The sequence below is a fragment of the Metabacillus niabensis genome, assembly GCF_020524345.1.
In the GTDB taxonomy this organism is placed as follows: domain Bacteria; phylum Bacillota; class Bacilli; order Bacillales; family Bacillaceae; genus Metabacillus; species Metabacillus niabensis_B.
Window position 1 is genome coordinate 70,281 of record NZ_JAIVLH010000007.1, and the last position, 21,037, is coordinate 91,317.

Annotated in this window: 16 protein-coding genes and 2 pseudogenes; 13 read left to right on the forward strand and 5 right to left on the reverse strand. The window is 35.2% G+C overall.

The window, feature by feature from the left end; all coding sequences use genetic code 11:
* The first annotated feature begins 257 nt into the window (after nt 1-257).
* The 6 genes and pseudogenes from rfbA to LC095_RS09920 form a co-directional block, all read left to right on the forward strand.
* On the forward strand, nt 258-1,136 hold the full coding sequence (gene rfbA, locus LC095_RS09895; protein WP_226528037.1) for a glucose-1-phosphate thymidylyltransferase RfbA: 879 nt from the start codon (nt 258-260) through the stop codon (nt 1,134-1,136).
* 19 nt (nt 1,137-1,155) lie between these two features.
* The gene (rfbC, locus tag LC095_RS09900) at nt 1,156-1,719 is read left to right on the forward strand and encodes a dTDP-4-dehydrorhamnose 3,5-epimerase (RefSeq protein ID WP_226528038.1); all 564 of its coding nucleotides are present in this window, start codon (nt 1,156-1,158) and stop codon (nt 1,717-1,719) included.
* Nucleotide 1,720: 1 nt separating this feature from the next.
* Entirely contained in the window at nt 1,721-2,572 is an 852-nt protein-coding gene (gene rfbD, locus LC095_RS09905) for a dTDP-4-dehydrorhamnose reductase (RefSeq protein WP_226528039.1), read from the forward strand.
* A gap of 2 nt (nt 2,573-2,574) precedes the next feature.
* Nucleotides 2,575-3,594: a dTDP-glucose 4,6-dehydratase gene (gene rfbB, locus LC095_RS09910; RefSeq protein WP_226528040.1), complete on the forward strand. Its 1,020-nt coding sequence runs from the start codon at nt 2,575-2,577 to the stop codon at nt 3,592-3,594.
* 773 nt (nt 3,595-4,367) lie between these two features.
* Entirely contained in the window at nt 4,368-5,645 is a 1,278-nt protein-coding gene (locus LC095_RS09915; RefSeq protein WP_226528052.1) for an O-antigen ligase family protein, read from the forward strand.
* A 220-nt stretch (nt 5,646-5,865) separates the two neighbouring features.
* Nucleotides 5,866-6,117 (forward strand): annotated as a pseudogene (locus LC095_RS09920) (GDP-mannose 4,6-dehydratase); the annotation flags it as partial.
* Between the two features lie 70 nt (nt 6,118-6,187).
* Here LC095_RS09920 and LC095_RS09925 read toward each other — a convergent pair.
* A complete protein-coding gene (locus LC095_RS09925; protein ID WP_226528041.1) occupies nt 6,188-6,409 on the reverse strand; it encodes a hypothetical protein in 222 nt (73 codons plus the stop codon).
* A gap of 608 nt (nt 6,410-7,017) precedes the next feature.
* On the opposite strand from LC095_RS09925, the gene istA reads away from it, so the two are divergent.
* On the forward strand, nt 7,018-8,433 hold the full coding sequence (istA, locus tag LC095_RS09930) for an IS21 family transposase (RefSeq protein WP_226528042.1): 1,416 nt from the start codon (nt 7,018-7,020) through the stop codon (nt 8,431-8,433).
* Nucleotides 8,430-9,155 (forward strand): IS21-like element helper ATPase IstB, encoded by a 726-nt coding sequence (gene istB, locus LC095_RS09935; RefSeq protein WP_226528043.1) that lies wholly within the window; start codon nt 8,430-8,432, stop codon nt 9,153-9,155. The genes istA and istB overlap by 4 nt, the downstream gene beginning before the upstream one ends.
* A gap of 804 nt (nt 9,156-9,959) precedes the next feature.
* Here istB and LC095_RS09940 read toward each other — a convergent pair.
* A complete protein-coding gene (locus LC095_RS09940; protein ID WP_226528044.1) occupies nt 9,960-11,549 on the reverse strand; it encodes a PTS sugar transporter in 1,590 nt (529 codons plus the stop codon).
* 269 nt (nt 11,550-11,818) lie between these two features.
* On the opposite strand from LC095_RS09940, the pseudogene LC095_RS09945 reads away from it, so the two are divergent.
* A pseudogene (locus LC095_RS09945) lies at nt 11,819-12,937 on the forward strand (IS3 family transposase).
* A gap of 304 nt (nt 12,938-13,241) precedes the next feature.
* Here LC095_RS09945 and LC095_RS09950 read toward each other — a convergent pair.
* The gene (locus tag LC095_RS09950; protein WP_226528045.1) at nt 13,242-13,769 is read right to left on the reverse strand and encodes a hypothetical protein; all 528 of its coding nucleotides are present in this window, start codon (nt 13,767-13,769) and stop codon (nt 13,242-13,244) included.
* A 93-nt stretch (nt 13,770-13,862) separates the two neighbouring features.
* Between LC095_RS09950 and LC095_RS09955 the strand changes: the two genes are divergently transcribed.
* Entirely contained in the window at nt 13,863-14,597 is a 735-nt protein-coding gene (locus LC095_RS09955; RefSeq protein WP_226528046.1) for a hypothetical protein, read from the forward strand.
* A 286-nt stretch (nt 14,598-14,883) separates the two neighbouring features.
* Here the strand turns inward: LC095_RS09955 and LC095_RS09960 are convergent, their stop codons facing one another.
* On the reverse strand, nt 14,884-15,393 hold the full coding sequence (locus LC095_RS09960; protein WP_226528047.1) for a sigma-70 family RNA polymerase sigma factor: 510 nt from the start codon (nt 15,391-15,393) through the stop codon (nt 14,884-14,886).
* Between the two features lie 812 nt (nt 15,394-16,205).
* Between LC095_RS09960 and LC095_RS09965 the strand changes: the two genes are divergently transcribed.
* The 3 genes from LC095_RS09965 to LC095_RS26790 all read left to right on the forward strand — a co-directional run bounded on the left by LC095_RS09965 (nt 16,206) and on the right by LC095_RS26790 (nt 20,940).
* Nucleotides 16,206-16,736, forward strand: coding sequence for a competence protein ComK (locus LC095_RS09965; RefSeq protein ID WP_226528048.1), 531 nt, complete (start codon nt 16,206-16,208; stop codon nt 16,734-16,736).
* A 454-nt stretch (nt 16,737-17,190) separates the two neighbouring features.
* Nucleotides 17,191-20,607, forward strand: coding sequence for a family 43 glycosylhydrolase (locus LC095_RS09970; protein ID WP_226528053.1), 3,417 nt, complete (start codon nt 17,191-17,193; stop codon nt 20,605-20,607).
* A 198-nt stretch (nt 20,608-20,805) separates the two neighbouring features.
* A complete protein-coding gene (locus tag LC095_RS26790) occupies nt 20,806-20,940 on the forward strand; it encodes a hypothetical protein (RefSeq protein ID WP_264195991.1) in 135 nt (44 codons plus the stop codon).
* Between the two features lie 9 nt (nt 20,941-20,949).
* On the opposite strand, the gene LC095_RS27235 is transcribed toward LC095_RS26790, so the two are convergent.
* Nucleotides 20,950-21,037: IS3 family transposase (locus LC095_RS27235; protein ID WP_404810027.1), on the reverse strand; the 88-nt coding region annotated here is incomplete at its 5' end.

Here is a 21,037-nt window from a genome sequence, read left to right on the forward strand (position 1 = left end):
CTAACATTATTGTTGGGATTTTCAAAAGTGTTTTCTTATTTTTGGTCTATACATATTTCCTAGTCTGTTTTTACACGAATTTAATCCATTACAGCTTCTGCTTTCATTAGCTAAAAGAAATCAACTATCAATGTTAATTAATAGGATTCACTTACCAATTCTAAAAAGGCTTGATTTCAAGAAAGAATAATTTGTTTGAGTATCAATTTTACTAGTATTTGTTTGTAAACAGATAATTAAAGGAAGGAGCTTTAAATATGAAAGGAATTATTTTAGCAGGAGGTTCGGGTACACGCCTATTTCCACTTACTATGGTTACGAGTAAACAATTATTACCTATTTATGATAAACCAATGATTTACTATCCTCTTTCCACATTAATGTTGGCAGGAATTAGAGAAATTTTAATAATATCAACTCCAGAAGATATAAAAAGATTTGAAAATTTACTCGGAGATGGTTCACAGTTTGGTATTTCCCTTCAATATAAAGTACAACCTAGACCAGATGGTTTAGCCCAAGCTTTTATATTGGGTGAGGAATTCATCGGTAATGATACTGTTGCTATGGTTTTAGGAGATAATATTTATTATGGTAGTGGGATGAGAAAAATATTACAAAGAGCTGCTAGTAAGGAACATGGAGCAACTGTATTTGGTTATCATGTCCAAGACCCAGAACGTTTTGGAGTAGTAGAGTTTGATAAAAATGGGAAAGTGCTAAGTGTAGAAGAAAAACCTAAGGTACCGAAGTCTAATTATGCAATTACTGGATTATATTTTTATGATAACCGAGTAGTTGATATTGCAAAGAATGTAAAACCTTCAGCTCGTGGAGAATTAGAAATAACATCTATTAATGAAGCGTATTTAAAGCTTGGTGAGTTAGAAGTTGAATTATTAGGCAGAGGCTTTACTTGGCTTGATACTGGTACACACCAAAGTTTAGTGGAAGCAACAAATTTTGTTAAAACTGTAGAAGATCACCAAGGTATAAAAATCGCCGCTCTTGAGGAAATAGCATATATAAATGGATGGATTGCTAAAGAGCATTTATGGGAATGTGGTGAAAAGTTAAGTAAAACAGGATATGGACAGTATTTAATGAAAGTAGCAAATGGTGATATAAAATATTAATATTGAAAGTGTGGAAGAGATGAAGATTACAAAAACTCATTTAGATGGCGTTGTTATTATTGAACCAGCAGTTTTTGGCGATCATCGTGGCTGGTTTATGGAAACATATAGTCATACAAAGTTTGAAGAAGCTGGAATTACCTTAAAGTTTGTTCAAGATAACCAATCCTTTTCAGCAACTAAAGGAACTCTTCGAGGGCTACATTATCAATTAAACCCTAAAGCACAAGCAAAACTTGTTCGTTGTACAAAAGGTTCAATCTTTGATGTGGCTGTAGATATACGCCAAGGAAGCCCTTCATATGGTCAATGGTTTGGAATTGAATTAACAGCTGAAAATAAAAAGCAACTCTTAATTCCTCAAGGATTTGCACATGGTTTTATGACTTTAACAGATGACGTAGAGGTTCAATATAAAGTGGACGAGCTATATGCACCTGAATGTGATCGAGGAATTATTTGGAATGATCCTTCAATCGGAATTGAATGGCCAATGAATATCAAACCAGTTTTATCAGATAAAGATAAGAATGCACCTCAATTAAAAGATGCCGATAATAACTTTATCTTTGGAGAAGAATAGGATGAAAATACTAGTTACTGGATTCACAGGTCAATTAGGGTATGATGTTTATCATCGTGGTGAAAATGAAAATTTTGAGATGATCGGTGTAGGATCTAAAGATTTAGATATTACAAATGAAGAAGCTGTTTATCAGTTTGTAAAAAAGGTTGAACCAGATGCAATTATTCATTGTGCAGCTTATACAGCAGTAGATAAAGCTGAGGATGATAAAGAAACATGTTGGAATGTAAACGTCGAGGGTACGAGGTATCTTGTGAATGCAGCAAAAGAAGTCAATGCAAAGTTCATGTTTATTAGTACAGATTATGTATTTGACGGAGAAGGAGAAAAACCTTTTTTAGAAACAGATAAAGCAAATCCAATTGGTTATTATGGTGTGACAAAGTATGAAGCTGAAAAAATAGTTCAATCCACAATTGAGCAATTTTTTATCGTAAGAATATCATGGGTATTTGGTTCTAATGGAAACAATTTTATTAAGACGATGCTTCGATTATCGGAAACGCGAGAAGAGTTAAACGTTGTTGGTGATCAGTATGGTTCCCCAACCTATACATTTGATTTAGCATGTTTATTAATTGATATGATACTTACTAACAAGTACGGAATCTACCATGCTTCTAATGAGGGATTCTGTAGCTGGGCTGATTTTGCTAAAGAGATATTTAAACAAGCAGGTAAAAAAGTAAAGGTAAACGCAATCTCAACTGATGAATATCCTACACGGGCGGTAAGGCCAAAAAATTCTCGTATGTCAAAGGATAAATTATCTGTAAATGGTTTTAAGCCTTTACCTAAATGGGAAGATGCACTACAACATTATATTAAAGAATTATATCAAGAGGTGTAATTATGTCTAAACAAAAAGTTGTTGTAACAGGTGGAGCAGGATTCATCGGAGGAAACTTCGTTCAATATATGGTGAATAAATACCAGCAATATGATATTTTTAACTTAGATTTACTAACATATGCTGGAGACCTTACAAAACACAAAGATATCCAAAACAAAGATAATTATTACTTTGTAAAAGCAGACATTGCAGATCGTGAAGCAATCTTTAATCTCTTTGAGCAAGAAAAGTTTGATTACGTTGTTCACTTTGCTGCAGAAAGTCATGTAGACCGTTCAATCACAGATCCAGAAGTGTTTGTTCGTACGAATGTCCTTGGTACCCAAGTATTATTGGACGCTAGCAAAAACATTAATGTAAAAAAGTTCGTACATGTATCAACTGATGAAGTGTATGGAGAGCTGGACTTTGATCCTACTACTTTCTTTACTGAAGAAACTCCATTACAACCGAATAGCCCATACAGTGCAAGTAAAGCATCTTCAGACTTTTTAGTTCGTGCATATCATGAAACATTTGGATTACCTGTTAATATTACACGTTGCTCCAATAACTATGGACCTTATCATTTCCCTGAGAAGTTGATCCCATTAACCATTTCGCGTGTGTTAAATGAGCAAAAAGTACCTGTGTATGGTGATGGAAAAAATATTCGTGATTGGTTACATGTATTAGATCACTGTTCGGCCATTGATTTAGTATTACACGAAGGTGTGAATGGAGAAGTGTATAATGTTGGTGGACACAATGAACGGACAAATCTAGAAGTCGTTAAAACCATCATTAAAACTTTAGGAAAATCAGAAGACTTAATTGAATTTGTAAAAGATCGATTAGGTCATGATATGCGATATGCGATTGATCCTACTAAGCTAGAGAAGTTAGGTTGGAAACCAACGTATAACTTTGAAACTGGGATTGCTCAAACGATTCAATGGTATCTGGATAACCAAGAGTGGTGGGAGCAGATTCTAAGTGGAGAATATCAAAGTTATTTTGAAAAACAGTATTCTATTTAATTGAAATTAATGTTAATAAAAAGCAACGGTTAAATATTTTCGTTGCTTTTCATTTTAATATTTATCCATACTTCATAGATGAAATCGATAAAAGTTGCTAATAAATTATTGGGAAAAATAGTTATACATTGTTTGAGTTGGTTTTCAATTAGTTTTTCCTTAAAATTTCTAATAAGAATGTATGCAACCAAGTACTAAGAAAGTTCAGTCACTTATTATTTTAACTTTGTTTGGAACAATCAAAAATTATACATCGATGCCCTTCCTTGTAGTTTTTCTTTTCCTTGATGTGTTCTTTGAACTTTATATTAAAAAAATCATCAATATAAATCAAAAGCTCTAACAAAACTTTTGGTTAAAGAAACCCTTACAACGAGACAAAGGTTTACTTGGTTTGTTAATGTGGCTCCAATAAAACATGGAATTATTAATATACGCCCTGGATATCGAATTTTGGAGGGGATAAGCACTAAATGTAAAACGTAGAGGTTTGTACAAGATTTGGATGTGGAAAAAAATTGTTGTTATCTACATTGACGATGTAAACAACAATAAATTTAAAAGATAATGCTAGATAAAATTGGTATTAACAGATGTTTTAATAGATTGATGAATGCACAACTTATAGCTAACAATGCAACAGGACGAATGCATGGATTAGCATAACTAAAATTGGGAAAAAAATGAATCCCCTCTGATAAAAACTTTATTGTATAATTAACCCAGTAACTCATTATATTTTTATTAGGGAGTTGTCTAATCAATTGAAAGAAATGAATTTAAGGGATTTAAATATTAATGTAATATTGATAGGAATAGTTGCAGGTATAATGTGGAGATTTCCTATTACTAGTACAGTAATATATTTATATATGGCGGGTTTGCTTTTATTATTATTATTAAAGTTATTTAGAGACTCTGATTTAAGAATTTCTAGAAAGAACTCATTAATATTAATTATCTCAATACTATTTATATTGACTATATATTTAGTTTCATTTGATGAAATAGCATTTGTAACTAAACGTTATCTTATACTAGTAATATTAATATTTTACTTGTTTTTTTCCCTATTGCGATATGGTGTAGGATATATGGAGAATTTTTACAAGCAGCTAACAGTATTTTTAAATATATTATCTGTTGCAAACCTCTACCAGGTCATTTTTCGTAAACCTCTTTTGTTAAATTATATGGATTTGGCAGAAGTCGGGTATAATTACCACTTTGGTTCTGCAGCTTATCGTACTATGTCTGTATTCCATCATCCTATAATTTGTGGCTTATTTTTTATAATTGCATTTTTGTGCAATATGTATTTAATTAAGTCACCAATTAAGTATGTTTTACAAGTGCTCTTGCTGTTAAATATATATACAACTTCATCTAGAAGCGCGTGGTTAGCCCTTGCTTTAATAATAATGGTATATATATTATTAAATAATAAAAGGTTTATTTTTTCGATCTTAAGACCTCGAGTTAATTATCTAAAAGCAATTAATATATGTATTATCACTAGTTTTGTGTTTTTATTTTTAATTCTAAATTTTGATGAAATCGCAAAAACAATAATTGATAGATTTGGAGACTCATTAACTAAAAATTCAACTGATGGATCTAATCTACAAAGAACATTAACAATTGCTATGATTTTTGATCATATGTTTGACAATGGAGGATCAATTTTGTTATTTGGTCATGGTGCGGGAACAGTAGGGGATTTTATGTTAAGAAATCCAGTTCTTATAAAGGATTTTGGTACTACGGATAATCAATATCTTTCTTGGTTTTTTGAATTTGGGCTAGTAGGAATAACTTCTTATTTATCATTAGTGCTATTTATAATAATAAAATATTTTAAAAATAAAAATAGACATTGGACAAAAGATTTATCATTTTTATGTTTTGTTGTAATTAGTTTTGAATTGGTCTTTTTTGATGCTATAGGGTGGCCGGTAGTATTTGTGATGCTAGGGTTCTTAATCGGAGCTTTGACAATTGAGTATGATGAAAATGAAAATTCAAAAACAGAAATGAAGATTCAGTATTAGAGATTAAACATATATATTTGAAGGGATAACCATAGATACAATCCTAAATCTGTCAAAAGTTGTAGAGTAAGAGAAACAAGCGTTAATGGCAGCAAAAAAGCATTTGCATGAAATAGAGTACCTAGCTAGCTGCAATAATTTTCATAAATTGATTCTTTTGTTAATTAAAAAACTTTAACATTTTATAATACACCACGAATGTTATATTAATATTCCATTAACGAATTTAGAAGTGGTTAAAACACTAGGTAAATCCGAAGACTTAATAGAATTTGTTAAAGATCGCTTAGGACATGATAAACGATACGCGATTGATCCTACTAAGCTAGAGAAGTTAGGTTGGAAACCAACGTATAACTTTGAAACCGGAATTGCTCAAACCATTCAATGGTACTTGGATAACCAAGAGTGGTGGGAGCAGATTTTAAGTGGTGAATATCAGAATTACTTTGAGAAGCAGTATTCTTTATAATAGTAATGGATAATAGATTGTATGATTAGACGAAGAAACCAAGGAGAAAACTTCCCCTTGGTTTCTTCGTTTAACGATCATAAGCATTAACATAAAGCTCCTTAAGAGCCTGACGAGCAGCATCTCTCTCAACTTTGTCTATCCCTCTTCCCAAAAACTCCCCACGATCATTACAAATCGATGCGTACACATAATAATGATCAGAAAACTGTATAACGCCCAACTCAACCTCTTCATGAAACATACTAGCAAAGTGTATAACCCTGCTCGAAAGAATATCCTTTACATCCATCTCTCTATCTCCTTTACCATGTCTAATTTCCTATACACTTCTATCATACAGGATGAAATTGTAAATTTAGTTAATGGCATTTAAAGGTTTTATTAAGATGGGACGGAGGGACAGGTTCCTTGACCCACCTATTGTCTTCAGCAATTTTCACGGAGAAAGAGCAGTTTAAAACGTAAAAAGTCCCGGCAATCAAGAGATAACCGGGACCTTTTAGTTGAATTTATTTTTTCTTTCCACAATCTATACACGTTTCAGTGTAATAATCGTATTTATGGTATCTACGAAAAAAACAAAGGATTGATTTCAATTTTTTCATGTGTGATTGCTCCTAAGATGTTTAAAAGATACTTACAATCATACAGGAATAGTGTTATTGACCTGTTACAAACAAATTAAGTAGTATGACAAAGCTATTAAATTTTAGCAATTATCCCTTGGATAATAATTACTAATGTAGGTTGTTTATTGCAAAATAAAAGTGCAGAGCTTTGCAATGGAAAATTGCAGAGTCCTGCACTAATTTTATGTGCATAAAAAAAGACTTGCCAGTCACCCCAAGTCCCACTACATTAATTGTGTCGAGCAATTTTGTAGTGGAGGTAGAAAGGATGCTAGCAATGTCTGATATTAATTGTATCAAACACCTAAGAAACAAAAAAGGACAATCTATAACAAAAATAAAGGAAGTTTTAGGAATTAATTGGAGAACAGCTAAGAAGTACGCTGATGAAGATCAATTACCTGAATCAAAGATTAAGCATTCCAAAGGAATGATGCATACTGAAAAATGGGGAGAAATTGTTTCAGATTGGCTCTTTGAAGATAGTAAGTTAAAGAAAAAATTAAGAATAACAAATAAACAGATATTTAAAGAGTTACAGGGACATGGTTTTAAAGGATCATATAGAACAGTTTGTTATTTTATTTCTGATTGGGAGAACAGTCATAACGAGCAGCTTGATAAAGGGCATGATCGTTTAGAACACCCTCCTAGTGAAGCTCAAGTAGACTTTGGAGTAATGGAAGTTGTTAAAGATGGAGAATATCTGGATACTCATGTTCTAGTTATGTCTTTTCCATATAGTAACACAGCTTTCGCTGTACCATTACCATCCGAAAATCAGGAGTGTTTTCTTCAGGGCTTAAAACATTTATTTACACAAATAAAAGGTGTACCTAGAAATATTAGGATTGATAATTTAACCCCTGCTGTCAAGAAAGTTAGGTCAAAAACCGAGGAAGCAAAGTTAACGGACACGTTTATCCAATTTCAAAACCACTATGGGTTTGATGTGCAAGTTTGTAACCCTCGTAGTGGCCATGAAAAAGGAAGTGTAGAAAATAAAGTAGGTTATATTAGATACAACTTCTTTGCAACATCACCAGTCATGAATAGTTATGAAGATTTAACGGAAACACTTCGTGTTCAGTTGGAAAATGATAGGAAAAGACTTCATTATGAGAAAGAAGTAATGATCGAAGATCTTTGGAATAAGGAGAAGAATCATTTACTAGAGTTGCCAACTGAGGACTATCCAGTATTTAAAGAGGTTGAAGCCAAGGTAAATAAATTCAATGAAGCAAAGTTAGATAATACACTAATACATATTCCAAGAGCAGCAAACTTTCCTTTTATATATTTTGTTTTGGCTTGGGATAAATTTAAAGCTGTTTCTCCTGACGGAGAACTTCTCATAGAAGACTATAGGCCGTATATGAACAAGAAGCGAGCTATTCCTTGGGTAACAGTTTTCAAGGACTGGATTCGAAAACCAAGAGTAGTCCCTTATTCAAGGTATCAAAAATACTTACCAGGCAGAGTCAATGATTATTTAATGGTCGATGACTTGGTTATTCGTAAAGAAAGATTAGTAGAAATGCTTAATTTACTGATGACACATGATATGAAAAGAGTAAATGAGGAATTTTACGATTTAATTTCCGAAAAGAGTGAGAATCCCTTCGGGCTTGACTGGTCTGAGTATGATTCCTTGGCTCCTATGGAAAGGGGGAGTCAGTCATGAGTGATTCTATTCGTTCTATGTGTAAATCTCTTCGGCTGGCTTATGTATCAGAAATATACGAGACAATTCCCTTTGAATCACCAAGCCAATATATAGAAGCATTGTTTAAGGAAGAGTTTCGATTACGTGAGAAAGCTAAGGTACAACGCCTTATTAGAAATGCGAAGTTCTTAGACTCAAAGTGTTTGAGTAATTACGAGTGGAACGAAAGAATTCGATTTCCTACTCATATTGATAAAGATGGATTAATGAGAATTGATTTTATTAAACAAAAGCAAAATGTCGTATTAATTGGATCACCAGGTACTGGAAAGTCACATCTAGCAACGGGATTAGGGAGAAAAGCTTGTGAAATGGGTTATGAAGTGAGGTTTTATCGTGTTTCCCTTCTAATTGAGCAATTGGAGCAGGCGTTGAAACAGGATAAATTGCCTTCCTTTAGAAAAAAGTTTGAGAAGGTAGATTTGATTATTTTAGATGAAATGGGCTATCTACCTTTTAGTAAGGAAGGTTCTGAGCTATTATTTCAACTTATTGCAGATTGGTATGAACAGAAGAGTTTAATAATTACTTCAAATCTTGAATTTAGTCAATGGAATAGAATTTTTATTGATTCTAGGCTTACAGCAGCTTTAGTGGATCGTCTAATACACCATGCGCATGTACTAACTTTTAATGGTGGAAGCTATAGATTATCGAATGCTTTGTCGAAGGCAAAGTAGGAAATTTTAGGGTGGCAAAACTCTGCAAAAAATCTTGCGCTACTCTGCACTTTTTTCTTGCAAAATACATAGGTATTGAATACTAGTCTATGGTGTAGGGTAGGAATTAAATTTGGAGCAGAGAAAAATGAAGAGTAGGAGTTTTTATGGAACAATCAAAAATAAAATGACTTAAGAGTATAAATGCAGGATTTATTATTGGGAGTTGTGTATTACTTGCATCCGGTTTACTAACTGGGTTGGTTTTATTAGGCGGAAATCCGGATAAAACGACGGAAGATTGGATAGTTGTTAGCCTTGTTATTTTTGTCTTTAACATTATACCTGCAATCGGACTCCATATTTTTCGAACAAAATATTGGGTAAAGAAGTACCCTGAATGGCAACGTAAACCATAAGTTTAGGACTAATAACGGTAAACGAATAACACTCCTTTTCTGCTTTCTTTTTATCCTATATCAATAGGACTACTTGCCTTCAAAGATTTCAATAATAAGCTAATATTAATTCCAATACAAATAATGATCACATCCCTTGCAATGTATATCGCGTATAAAATAACAAATAAGCACTGGTCCAAGGGGACAGGTTCCTTGGACCACCCCAATTGATAGACAGATGTAACAATTGGAGGTGCTTTTATGAAATGTTATTCATTGGAAATAAAACTAGCAGCGGTTAAACCTAAATTAATCATCTATTAAGCTAAATAGAATGATTGCCATACATAAAACCTTAAACACTCTGAACAAAGAATTTTCGATGCTATCGTTCCATCAACAAATCTTCTTATCTCAAAAATTATCATGCCGATAACAACTCATCCTTATCCCGAGCCTTTTTCTTAACAAACAAATTAACAAGCAATGTAATCACAAACGCACACACCAAACTTCCCACCATTGCAATGATAAAACCAATCATATTATCCGAAAGGAACGGTGCCATAACAGATGGAACATAAGCTGTTCCGCGTACATCAAAAAGACCAACAAGCAAGCCTCCTATACCGGATGAGACAATAGCTCCAGCAAAGATCAGTTTGTTGGAGAACATAAAGGGATAGGCTGCCTCGACGAACGTACCAAATCCTACATTAATCAAAAATCCTGGAGTAGCGACAGCGGCTTCACCTTTATCTCGAGGTGCAACAATATTGGCTAACGTGATGCCTGCTGAAACCATAACCAAACCGACCATATCGACCGCACCTAAAAAACTGTTCCCCGAAGTTTCCATTTCCAATAAGACAATTGGCAGAATAGCAGCGTGATAGATTCCACCGATGATGGCCGGCCAAATAAGTAAACCCGCAATCAATCCTGCAACAATCGGATTCATGGCCACAAGTGTATCTAATAACGATCGAATCCCTTCACCAAGCTGAAGAGCGATCGGAGCGAAAAGAAAATAGACGATTAATCCTGAAATTAATCCGGCAACCCCACCAGCCGCAATATTAACAGTCGTAGCTGGAAACTTCCATTCCACACATTTCCTGAAAATATATTGAACTAAAAGCCCTGCACCAATCCCACCGATAATGCCACCAATAATTCCTCCGTTTGTGGACAATACGCCCGCCACAATCCCGGCAACGATGGAAACATCATCAAGATCAGCCACTTGCTTTGCGGCAATAACGGCAAGAATAATTGGAAGAGCATTGATCATTAAATCAAAAACATCGCCAAGCATCGATAAAGCAGGGATCTTACTTAAAGCGAGAACTAATGCCATCGCAATAAAACCTGGTAGTGAAGCAAGCATCATCCCGCGAATATTGATTCTTCTCCATGGTGACGTTTCTTGTGATTTATCGGAAGCCGTTACTTTCCCGATAATCGGGCGATAAGAAATTCCCCAGTGCTTACTTAATGATGTAACAAAGGTCACCGCACGAGTACGATTGGTCGTTCCAGTTGTACCCGATGTGGAAATAACATTAATCCCTTTTGAACTAATTGTTGCCATGGAAGTACCGCCAGTCCCAGTTGCCGGGAGTTTCATTTTTGCTGCAGATTCGACTGCTTTCTGATTAGCCCCATTTGGATCAGCGCTCATAAAGATGAGTCCATCAATCTCTCCGTTTTTTATCTTTTCTGAAATTTCCTGATCTGTTTTTACAGCTTCCTTATTAACCTCTTTTAATGTTCCATCCAGTTTTATATATGGCTTACTCGAATCTTCATCCCAGCCATATAGGGCAGCTTCTGTTGTTTCTTTCACTGAATCCATTGAACCCTTAGCTGCGATAAACTGAAGAGAGCCGCACTCCATCCCTGCCGCCTCTAGCTGCAACAAAAGTTCACCAAGAAGCTTCTCCGGATCCTTCCCACCAAGTGAATAAAGATTCCCTCCACTGCTACCAAGGATAGCAACCTTCTTTTTCATTATGAATAACCCCCAATTATAATTAGTATATTTATATTATAGTTTAGTATTTTAGTTAATTAAAGTGGTAATGAGGTGAAATGTATAAGGTGTTGGTGGACCGTGGGGAAAGGCAATTGTTCCATAAAGGGATATACATAGTGAGAAGCAAAGGAATTTTGTCTATGGTTAATTTAAGAGAAGGTTGTAACTTGAATCGACTACACTGAACTAGACAGAAAAATTAAGGTCAAGTAGACTACAGATATTATACTCGAGGAGAATCTACGATGACTAAAAGAGAACGTCGAACATTTACTGCAGAATTTAAACAACAGATCGTGCACAGCTTTATAACAGCGGCAAACCAAGAAAAGAAATTATCCGTGAATATGATCTTACTCCTTCTTCTTTAGATAAATGGGTAAGTCAAAGTCAAACCTCCGGTTCTTTTAAGGAAAAAGACAATTTAACGGCCGAACAAAAGGAACTAGCTGAACTTAGAAAACGGAATAAGCAACTAGAGATGGAAAATGACATTTTAAAGCAAGCCGCGCTGATACTAGACGAAAGTAAATGTGATAAAGAATAATCAACACAAATACTCGATATCAGCAATGTGCAAAGTCCTTCAAATCCCTAGAAGTACCTATTATTATGAAGCAGAAGAGCGTCAGGCAGAGGATGACATCACATCCGATATTATAGAGATTTTCCACTCAAGTTATCAAAACTCTGGAACTCGTAAAATAAAAAAGGAATTGATGAAGCTCGGCAAGATCGTTTCTAGACGTCGGATCGGACGAATTATGAACGAGCAGGGTCTGGTATCTACTTTTACACTTGCGCAATTCAAACCACATTCCAGTGGAACAAATGAATCAGAACAAAAAAATGAACTTGATCGTAAATTTAAACAAGAAGAAGCATTATCAGTTGTGGTAAGTGATTTAACATATGTCAGAGTCAATAAAAAATGGCAGTACATATGTGTATTTGTTGATCTCTTTAACCGTGAAATCATCGGCTATAGTGTCGATCGTAATAAAAATGCCCTGTTGGTATACCGTGCTTTAGCTTCAATAAAAACGGATTTACGTACTATTAAGCTTTTTCATACAGATCGAGGAAGTGAGTTCAAAAACAAACTGATTGATGATGCGTTAGCAACATTCAATATCGATCGATCTTTAAGTATGAAAGGATGTCCTTATGATAATGCAGCAGAAGCAACGTTTAAAATCATTAAGACTGAGTTTATCAAAGAGCGTCACTTTGATAGTCTTGAAGATTTAGAAAAGGAATTGCATACCTATATACATTGGTTTAATAACAAAAGAATTCATGGAACACTAGGCTATCTAAGCCCAATAGAATTCAAACTTGAACACCTTAAAAAAGTTGTCTAGTTTACTGTTGACTATCCAACTGAATAGGTCAAGAATGAATGGTTATCTTACTTCTGCCTTACAGGAAAGGAGATGATAATCTTGGAGGCATTTAAGAATTATTACGGGGATTTTTATGTAAATGAAGTGAATATTACCTTCGAAAAACATATTAAAAACAAAAAAACACCCCGCACGGTAGTAGGCGCATAGGGGTTTTCCTAAAACGTTATTAAATTAGACAACCATCACCCCGACGGTAGAGGTTACAGATTTCATAATAACCGGGAATATTCTTGTAACACTACCTGAAACGTATCACATCTTATCTAGAAATAGAGTATAACTTTTTATCATTTTTATCAAAAATTGATATTTCAACTACTTTATCTGGATCAAAATCAGTTTGTATTAAATAAGTATTTGTAAAAGTTTCATCGTCCTCTTTATTAACATCAAAAGATTTCGTCTCATTTCCCATTTTTATTGTAAAGTATTTAACATGTTCAGCATGTTTATTAAATTTTATTCCCATGTAATTATTATGTTGACCCTTCAGTGGTATATAAATCAAATCACTGCTATTTGCTGCTTCTGCTTTCTTTTGAACATCAGGTGAAAATTCTAAAACTCCGATATCACCCGTATTTTCTACCTGATACAACGAAAAGATATAACTTTGCTGTGGATGTATTTCTATACTTTCAAATCCTTGTTCATTCACATATCTTTCATATTTCTGGTTTAATTCTCCCTCAGTCGCAGCATTTTTATCATTACTTGCTAAAACTAAAGCTGTTGTTATACTTCCCAAAATAAGAATTATTAAAAATGAAAATAATATTTTTTTCATTTTCTTCTCCTTTCATGTTGTAAATTATTTCCTTTTATTATATATTTTTCTAGTACTTGGAATATTATATAATTTTTGGGAGGGATTTAAAAGATGAAAAAGTTCTATTTTCTCGTAGTAACAACATTAGTACTCTGTTTCTCGTTCCTCGCTTTACCAACTTCTTCAAAAGCTACAGCCAATATAGGTAATGAAGAATGTTTAGCTCAAGATGAAATTACCTTGAAGAATGTTGAAATAGTAGATGAGGATTATATAATCAATACAGATATACATAATCCAGAAACTATACTTCCTGCTAAAGTAATTGGGACTCAAATTGATAAATATGGAAATCTTGTTACTAAAACAGAAGACTTAGATGAATTCATTATTGAAGCTGATGGAGACATTATAGCTGAAGGTCAGGTTATAGCGACTGGAGATCCAACAAATATGGTAGCTGCTAGTAGCGTTTGCGGAACATACACAAAGATTAATACAATTTCTAATGTTAAAGTGTCTAGTAATATATTTATGAACTATCATCCTAGTTTTCGGAATTGGGATAAAGTCAATGGATATTTCTTTGGACAAACTTCTGTTAGTTATTCAATATCAGTAAGTGCGTATAACACATCTATTGGTGTTTCTGTAGCACCTCCAGGTAATGGTACCTTTATAAAGGCAGATGCAAACAAATGGTCAAGACCAGCAATATACGGGGATATTTATAAAAAAACCTATACGGTATCTACATATACTTGTACAGGAAAATTAAAAAGTACAAGTGCCAAGAAAATAAGTTACTCAGCAAAAAATACTTATATAAAAGCCAAATATAAATAATTAAATAGGTAAATGTCACAGTGACCATCTAAGTTTTTTTCTAAGGTCAACAGATAATGAGATTGATAGTTTATAGTTAAATAGATTCCAAGGTAAGTTTTGTAAATAACTATATAGAGATAAAGAGAATGTTACATGGAATAAGTCTTAACAGATAAGATCTAATTGGAATGAAAATCTGATTAGATCTTTTTTGACCAAGGGGACAGCTATAAGTGCGTCCCACTTGATCAGACCAATGACAAGAACAACCGATGAGTCACTAATCTCCTTTCAATTTATTATTTCATTTTTCTAGAATCACATCTGAAAAGTATATCCTCATCTTCGCAATAGCTCCCTTACGCCACCCTTTCACAGCAGCAACCGAAACCCCTTCATCTTCAGCAATTTCACTTGGAGTATTCCCATATAAACAGTAAGCTTTCACCCATTTACATTGATTCTCAGACAATATGGAAGAGACAGTATCAAACAGGGATTCCCAAAGAATAGTTGAAAAATCACCATAAGTTGTTTCATCTTCAATCCATATGTCTTCACTCTGACTTTCTCTTTCTTCCTTCTTTTTATCCTCTGTAAGGGCACTTTTCATTCGTCCAATCATATACGAATAAGCATATGACTTAAATTCCCCTTTTTCCTTATTAAATCGCAGGGACGCTTCCCATAAAGCAATACATCCAACCTGATAAAACTCGTGTTTGTTTTTGTAAATACCCAACTTTCTCATAGCATGATAAATCATCGGCTCAAATTGCTGATGCAATTCTTCAAATCTCGCATCCTCGTACATGAACGAATCCTTCTAAGAATGCATTCTTATGTATTCCGCGGTAATTTGAGAATAGCAAGGTATTGAGTTTGGAGACATTTTCAATATAAATGGAATGGGAGGTGTTTTTGAGTGAATATCGGGCGTTTTCCTTAGGGATATGGGTCATATGTGGGGAATTGAGGTGGAAAATAAGCGAAATGGTGCTTTTTGGAGAAAAGGGGATGGAGGAGGATTACAGCTTTTAACCTAGTATGGCTTTCAAATAAGGTAAAATCCTTGAAGTTAATATAAAAGTGAAATATACAAAACCTTTACATAATTTTAAAGAAAAACGATACCAATAGGTAAAATTTACCGTTATAATATAAGTGGAAATTTATGAAAGAGGAACTAAGGACTAGATTGTAAGTCCAACTTTAGTCAGTAGCTCTCATCTCAATCACTTTGACACCTCGAATAAAAAAGAGCAATCGAAGTCATATCTTCAATAACCACCACGATCTTACTCGCTGAACAAGCAGCCATTAGAGATAGAAACCTTCCCAATTACAGTGCAAATCTATATACATGTAGCAATTGAAGCAGATAGACAGTATTTAAAGATACTTCACATAAAAATGATCATAGTAGTGTTTTGGTAATAAGATAGATAAGTCATTGAAGGAGGTGGTGTATATGTAGGAGGGCAAAAAAACCCTAAGCACATCAACTTTGACGGGTATAGTGCTTAAGGAATTCTCTAGTTGGATTAATACCAACTATATTGGTATTATATCTAACTCCTTTTAAAATAGATAGTCTCTAACTCTTTCAAAAGGAGGAAAACAATCATGGAATATAAACTTCATGTTTATAATCAGGAAATCATTACAGAATCAACGATGGCTTTACTACCTCATTACACAAATACAGGTCATCTTCATTGTACATTGCTGGAAACATTCGGAGAAACTAGAATCGAACAAAATACATATTTTGTTTTAAATGAAAGCTGCGTGTATTATGGAGGAAGTTTCGATGGAAGTCTAAAGTCAGCACGATCAATCTTAAAGGGACAAAAAAACCTTCCCATCATGGTGAGCATACCACTGAAATACTGCATGATCCCACTAGGATCACCCATGAAAAAGGACACAGCATGGGTAGCCTACCAGCATATTAAAGATATTGAATCAAAAGGACCAAGCTCCACCATTAATTTTCTTAACCAAGTAAAACTTGAAGTAAACATCAGCAAAAGCGTCCTGGAGCGCAGAAGAGAAAAAGCAGGACACCTAATCACTACATACCAATTCCGCCAAAAAACATCCAAAAACATAAAACGACTAAACATGATCGCAGAAGACCGGGAAGAATATTAGGGACAAGGGGACAGGTTCCCTGTCCCTCTCGGTCGAGTCCTGGTCAAAATGATGAACTGTTATTTTGAAACCGATTGCAATCAACCATTATATTCTCTTAATCCACTAATCAAATCCGAATGTCCCCACCATTTATCCTAATCTCATCCTAATCAAACACGAAAAACAGGACAAACGAATCATATTCATATACAGTAAAGCAAATAGTATTGACAATATCACTGTTCAGGATTTATATTGAAAGCGGTTGCAATATTATCGCATAACATATTTAACTCTTTCCCCTCTATGAAATACTTTTTCGCAACCATCCCTACATACCTCCAGATCACAGCATCCTATGAATTCATATTTAAAAAGGTTTTATTGCATGTCCGATTCAAAATCCGCTCTACTGTTTCATGTTTCAATCCAAGCTCGTAAAAAAACTAAAGGAGGAACCAATTTGTCCAACATGCGAAAAATAGTTTGTCTTCTTTTAACACTAGCCATTATCCTAGGAACCCATTTTTCTCTAACACCAGCTTCCGCAGCAGAAAGCGAAGACGATTTTACAGACGAAGAACTCAAAAATAATGACTATATCCTATATTTCGTCAATGCAGGTGATAAAACACCTGACACTGTTGAAGGTACAGACAAAATGGGGCTTTATTCAAGTAAAACAGAACAACCCTACGGTGTAGATGCAGAGACAGGAAAGAAGTGGGGATTAGTAACCCAAACAACCTCAACTTCGGTGATTGATGGAAACGAAACAGATAAAAAGACGACATTACGTTATTACAACGGTCCTCAAACACGTGATAAAGCCATTGAATACAAGTTTGAGTTACCAGATGGTGAGTATGATATTTTAGTAGGATTTAAAAACCCATGGAGTGAGAGAAGCGTCAATATCATCAGCGAGGGGCAAAATCTGTCTCAAGGTGACTATGAGATTGGCAGTTATAATACTGAAAAAGAATTCACCTATCAGCAACTCGCAGTAACAGATGGTGAATTAAACCTTAAAATCCAAGGGCCAGCTTCAGCTGCATTAACGAACTATAATGATCCATTAGTGAACTATATTATGATAAAAAAGTATGTGGTGATTCCAGTGTCTGACTTAGAAGCCAAAATTGCTGAGGCAAAAATAGAAGCGGAAAAGACGGATGTTTACTATCCGAAAGGAATTGAAGAGTTAAACACTGCCATTACGAAAGCTGAAGCACTGATTCAAGAAATAAATGAAAATGGATTAGATGTAGCAACAAAAGCAGTCCAAGAAAAGATCCGAACGGCTATTAAACAAATAAATGACGGGATCGATGGACTGATGATTAACACGCCAAATGAATCATTTAAACCAGGGCAGCCTTGGTTAGATACGAATGGTAATATCATTCAAGCCCATGGCGGCGGCATGATGTATGATGAGAAAACCGAAACATACTATTGGTATGGAGAAGATAAAACAAATGGCTATCTTCCTGCAACAGGTGTGCATGCCTATTCATCAAAGGATTTATATAATTGGAAAGATGAAGGCGTTGTCATGCGTGCAGTTGAAAACCGTGCAGATTTAGATACAGATCCATACTTTAAAGAGTTATATAAAAATAGATCCGCTGAAGAAAAAGATGTTATTTTCAGTGATATTAATACAGCTCGAGGTGTTTTAGAACGACCAAAGGTGATTTATAACGAGAAAACAGATAAGTATGTGCTATGGCTGCATGTAGATGGACCTTACCAGGGTTCTGATTCTAACTATGCAAAAGCAAAAGCCGGTGTGGCGATCAGTGATTCACCAACAGGACCTTTTGAATTTTTAGAAAGCAATCGCTTAAACAAAGTGCCGGAAGGATTCCCATACAAGGTCCAAAACACAGGAATGGCTCGCGATATGAACTTATTTGTGGATGATGATGGTACGGCCTATATCATTTATTCGAGTGAAGAAAATTATTCCCTGTATATTTCAAAACTAAATGAAGAGTACACAGCAATTGCCGGAGAAGAATATGGAAAAGACTTTATCCGTGCCATTTACGATGGACACCGTGAAGCCCCGGCTATGTTCAAATATGAAGGAAAATACTATTTAATCACATCCGGTGCAACAGGATGGGACCCAAACCCGGCCAGATATCATGTTGCAGACTCTGTTCTAGGAGAATGGAAGCCAATGGGTGATCCGTCAGTTGGAGATGGAGCTTCAACAACATTTGGGTCACAAAGTACGTACGTCATCCCAGTCGATCGTGAGAATGGTAAATATATTTATATGGGCGACCGCTGGAACAAAAATGATTTAACCAACTCAAGGTATATCTGGCTTCCAATTGAATTTGGAGATGAAGATGAAATCATCTTACAATGGTATGATGAGTGGAATTTGGATACGCTAAATCGAATGGGCAGAGTCACCATTAACACCGAATTACCTGAAAAAGTATCACTAAATGAAGTTCCGAGTTTACCAGAGGAGATTAATGTAACGTATTCAGGCAAACAAATGGATACACCGGTGACATGGGAGATCAACCCGGACGATTTCTCTAAGCCTGGTACAGTAGTGGTCGAGGGTACGCTTCCTGAAGTCGCAAACAAAGTGATTCGGGCAGAAGTTGTGGTAATACCTGACAATGTGAAATACTTTGTTCATGCCGGAGGAGCTAAAACAAAGGATTACGTAACATGGTCATCCTATATGCAGGACACACTTGTGAATAAAGAAACGATCGACCAAATGTACGAACCAGACAAAGGTCAAACATGGGGCTATGTAGGCGATATCTCAAAACCTGCCGGTGGTGAAGGTGATGATCTCTTCTCAGCTCTACGATACCTTGTTGGCGGAAACGGTCCAGATCTTACCTATAAGTTCCAACTTGAAAACGGGAAATATACGGTATACACAGGCCTTTACGATCGCTGGTATTCATCAACAAAAGGCTCGAGGAAAGCAAACATCCTCATAAACAACGAAGTCAGAACAGAGAACTATACATTCACAGATTCCTATGATGTTCTCGGTTATGATGTCGAAATTTCTGATGGACTACTGGATGTAACAGTTCGCAATACAAACGCACCAGACCCGCAAATTAGTTGGATTATGATCGTAGAAGAGGAACCAAAAGATACAACAGCACCAACTGGAGAGTTTTCAATCAATGAAGGTGCAGAATATACAAACAATCGAAACGTCAGCCTTAGTCTTAACGCAGAAGATGACGCAAGTGGAGTAACCCAATTCAGAATCTCAACAGATTCAGAGAACTGGACTGAATGGGAAAACTATACATCATTGAAAAGTGTTGAATTACCTAGTGGTGATGGTGAGAAAACGGTATTCGTTCAATTCAAAGACGGCTCAGGAAACATAAGCGAAACCTATCAACACAAGATTACACTAGATACAACAGCCCCTGTGATCGAGTTTTCCGCTAATGAAGAATACACAGTCGATGCCACTATCTCAATCACATGTGCGGCGACTGATGAATTATCAGGAGTTGAAGAAGCTGATTGTCAAAATGTTGAAGGACCTGCTTACGAATTCAAAATAGGCGAAAATAAAATATCCGCCTCAGCCACAGACAAAGCCGGAAATAAAGCCGAAGCAGAATATACCTTCGCAGTAACAGTAGACTTTGACAGCCTAAGCCGACTAACCGAAACCTTTGTTACCAATGAAGGAATCGCTAACTCCCTAACAACAAAACTATTATCTGCAAAACAATCAGCAGATAAAGGAAACCAAAACGCCGTGGAAGGAAAACTAAAAGCGTACACAAATCAACTATCTGCACAGAGTGACAAAGCAATAACAAAAGAGAATGCTGAACTACTAACTCAGTTGGTTGAGGAGTTGAAATAGGGTCAGGGGTGGACCAGGGGGACAGGTTCCTTGTCCCACTCGCTCAAAGATATTATCAAAAGGATCAATCGAAATTTGTCGAAGGTTGATAGATTTTTGAATAGATAGATTATGATAAGATTAGGTTGCAACTGAATATTGTGAGGGTGGTTGGTTGTCGCTCTTCTTTCTGTTTTTGGAGGAAAGGAGGTGATAATGATGGAAACATTTCTTGAATTTCTACGAGAAGTTCTGAAGGGAATTGTGCGGGAAATTAGTGCATATTTCTTTCGGAAAAACCTTTTAGAAAACAACAAGAAAACCACCCCGCGTGTGGTGACCCCTAAAAGTTAGAGTTTTATATTAAGCGGCTAATTGGCTGGTATGGATACGGAATTGAACCGGACTCATGCCTGCCAATTTTTGCTTTATGCGCTTGTTATTATAATAG

What these genes read in the sequence shown, in the direction of transcription:
- LC095_RS09940 (WP_226528044.1), bottom strand. Translation starts at nt 11,549, where the DNA reads ATGAAAAAGAAGGTTGCTATCCTTGGTAGCAGTGGAGGGAATCTTTAT.
- LC095_RS09950 (WP_226528045.1), bottom strand. Translation starts at nt 13,769, where the DNA reads ATGAAAAAAATATTATTTTCATTTTTAATAATTCTTATTTTGGGAAGT.
- rfbD (WP_226528039.1), top strand. Translation starts at nt 1,721, where the DNA reads ATGAAAATACTAGTTACTGGATTCACAGGTCAATTAGGGTATGATGTT.
- istA (WP_226528042.1), top strand. Translation starts at nt 7,018, where the DNA reads ATGCTAGCAATGTCTGATATTAATTGTATCAAACACCTAAGAAACAAA.
- LC095_RS09970 (WP_226528053.1), top strand. Translation starts at nt 17,191, where the DNA reads ATGCGAAAAATAGTTTGTCTTCTTTTAACACTAGCCATTATCCTAGGA.
- LC095_RS09960 (WP_226528047.1), bottom strand. Translation starts at nt 15,393, where the DNA reads ATGTACGAGGATGCGAGATTTGAAGAATTGCATCAGCAATTTGAGCCG.
- LC095_RS09925 (WP_226528041.1), bottom strand. Translation starts at nt 6,409, where the DNA reads ATGGATGTAAAGGATATTCTTTCGAGCAGGGTTATACACTTTGCTAGT.
- rfbC (WP_226528038.1), top strand. Translation starts at nt 1,156, where the DNA reads ATGAAGATTACAAAAACTCATTTAGATGGCGTTGTTATTATTGAACCA.
- LC095_RS09965 (WP_226528048.1), top strand. Translation starts at nt 16,206, where the DNA reads ATGGAATATAAACTTCATGTTTATAATCAGGAAATCATTACAGAATCA.
- rfbA (WP_226528037.1), top strand. Translation starts at nt 258, where the DNA reads ATGAAAGGAATTATTTTAGCAGGAGGTTCGGGTACACGCCTATTTCCA.
- LC095_RS09955 (WP_226528046.1), top strand. Translation starts at nt 13,863, where the DNA reads ATGAAAAAGTTCTATTTTCTCGTAGTAACAACATTAGTACTCTGTTTC.
- LC095_RS09915 (WP_226528052.1), top strand. Translation starts at nt 4,368, where the DNA reads ATGAATTTAAGGGATTTAAATATTAATGTAATATTGATAGGAATAGTT.
- rfbB (WP_226528040.1), top strand. Translation starts at nt 2,575, where the DNA reads ATGTCTAAACAAAAAGTTGTTGTAACAGGTGGAGCAGGATTCATCGGA.
- istB (WP_226528043.1), top strand. Translation starts at nt 8,430, where the DNA reads ATGAGTGATTCTATTCGTTCTATGTGTAAATCTCTTCGGCTGGCTTAT.
- LC095_RS26790 (WP_264195991.1), top strand. Translation starts at nt 20,806, where the DNA reads ATGGAAACATTTCTTGAATTTCTACGAGAAGTTCTGAAGGGAATTGTG.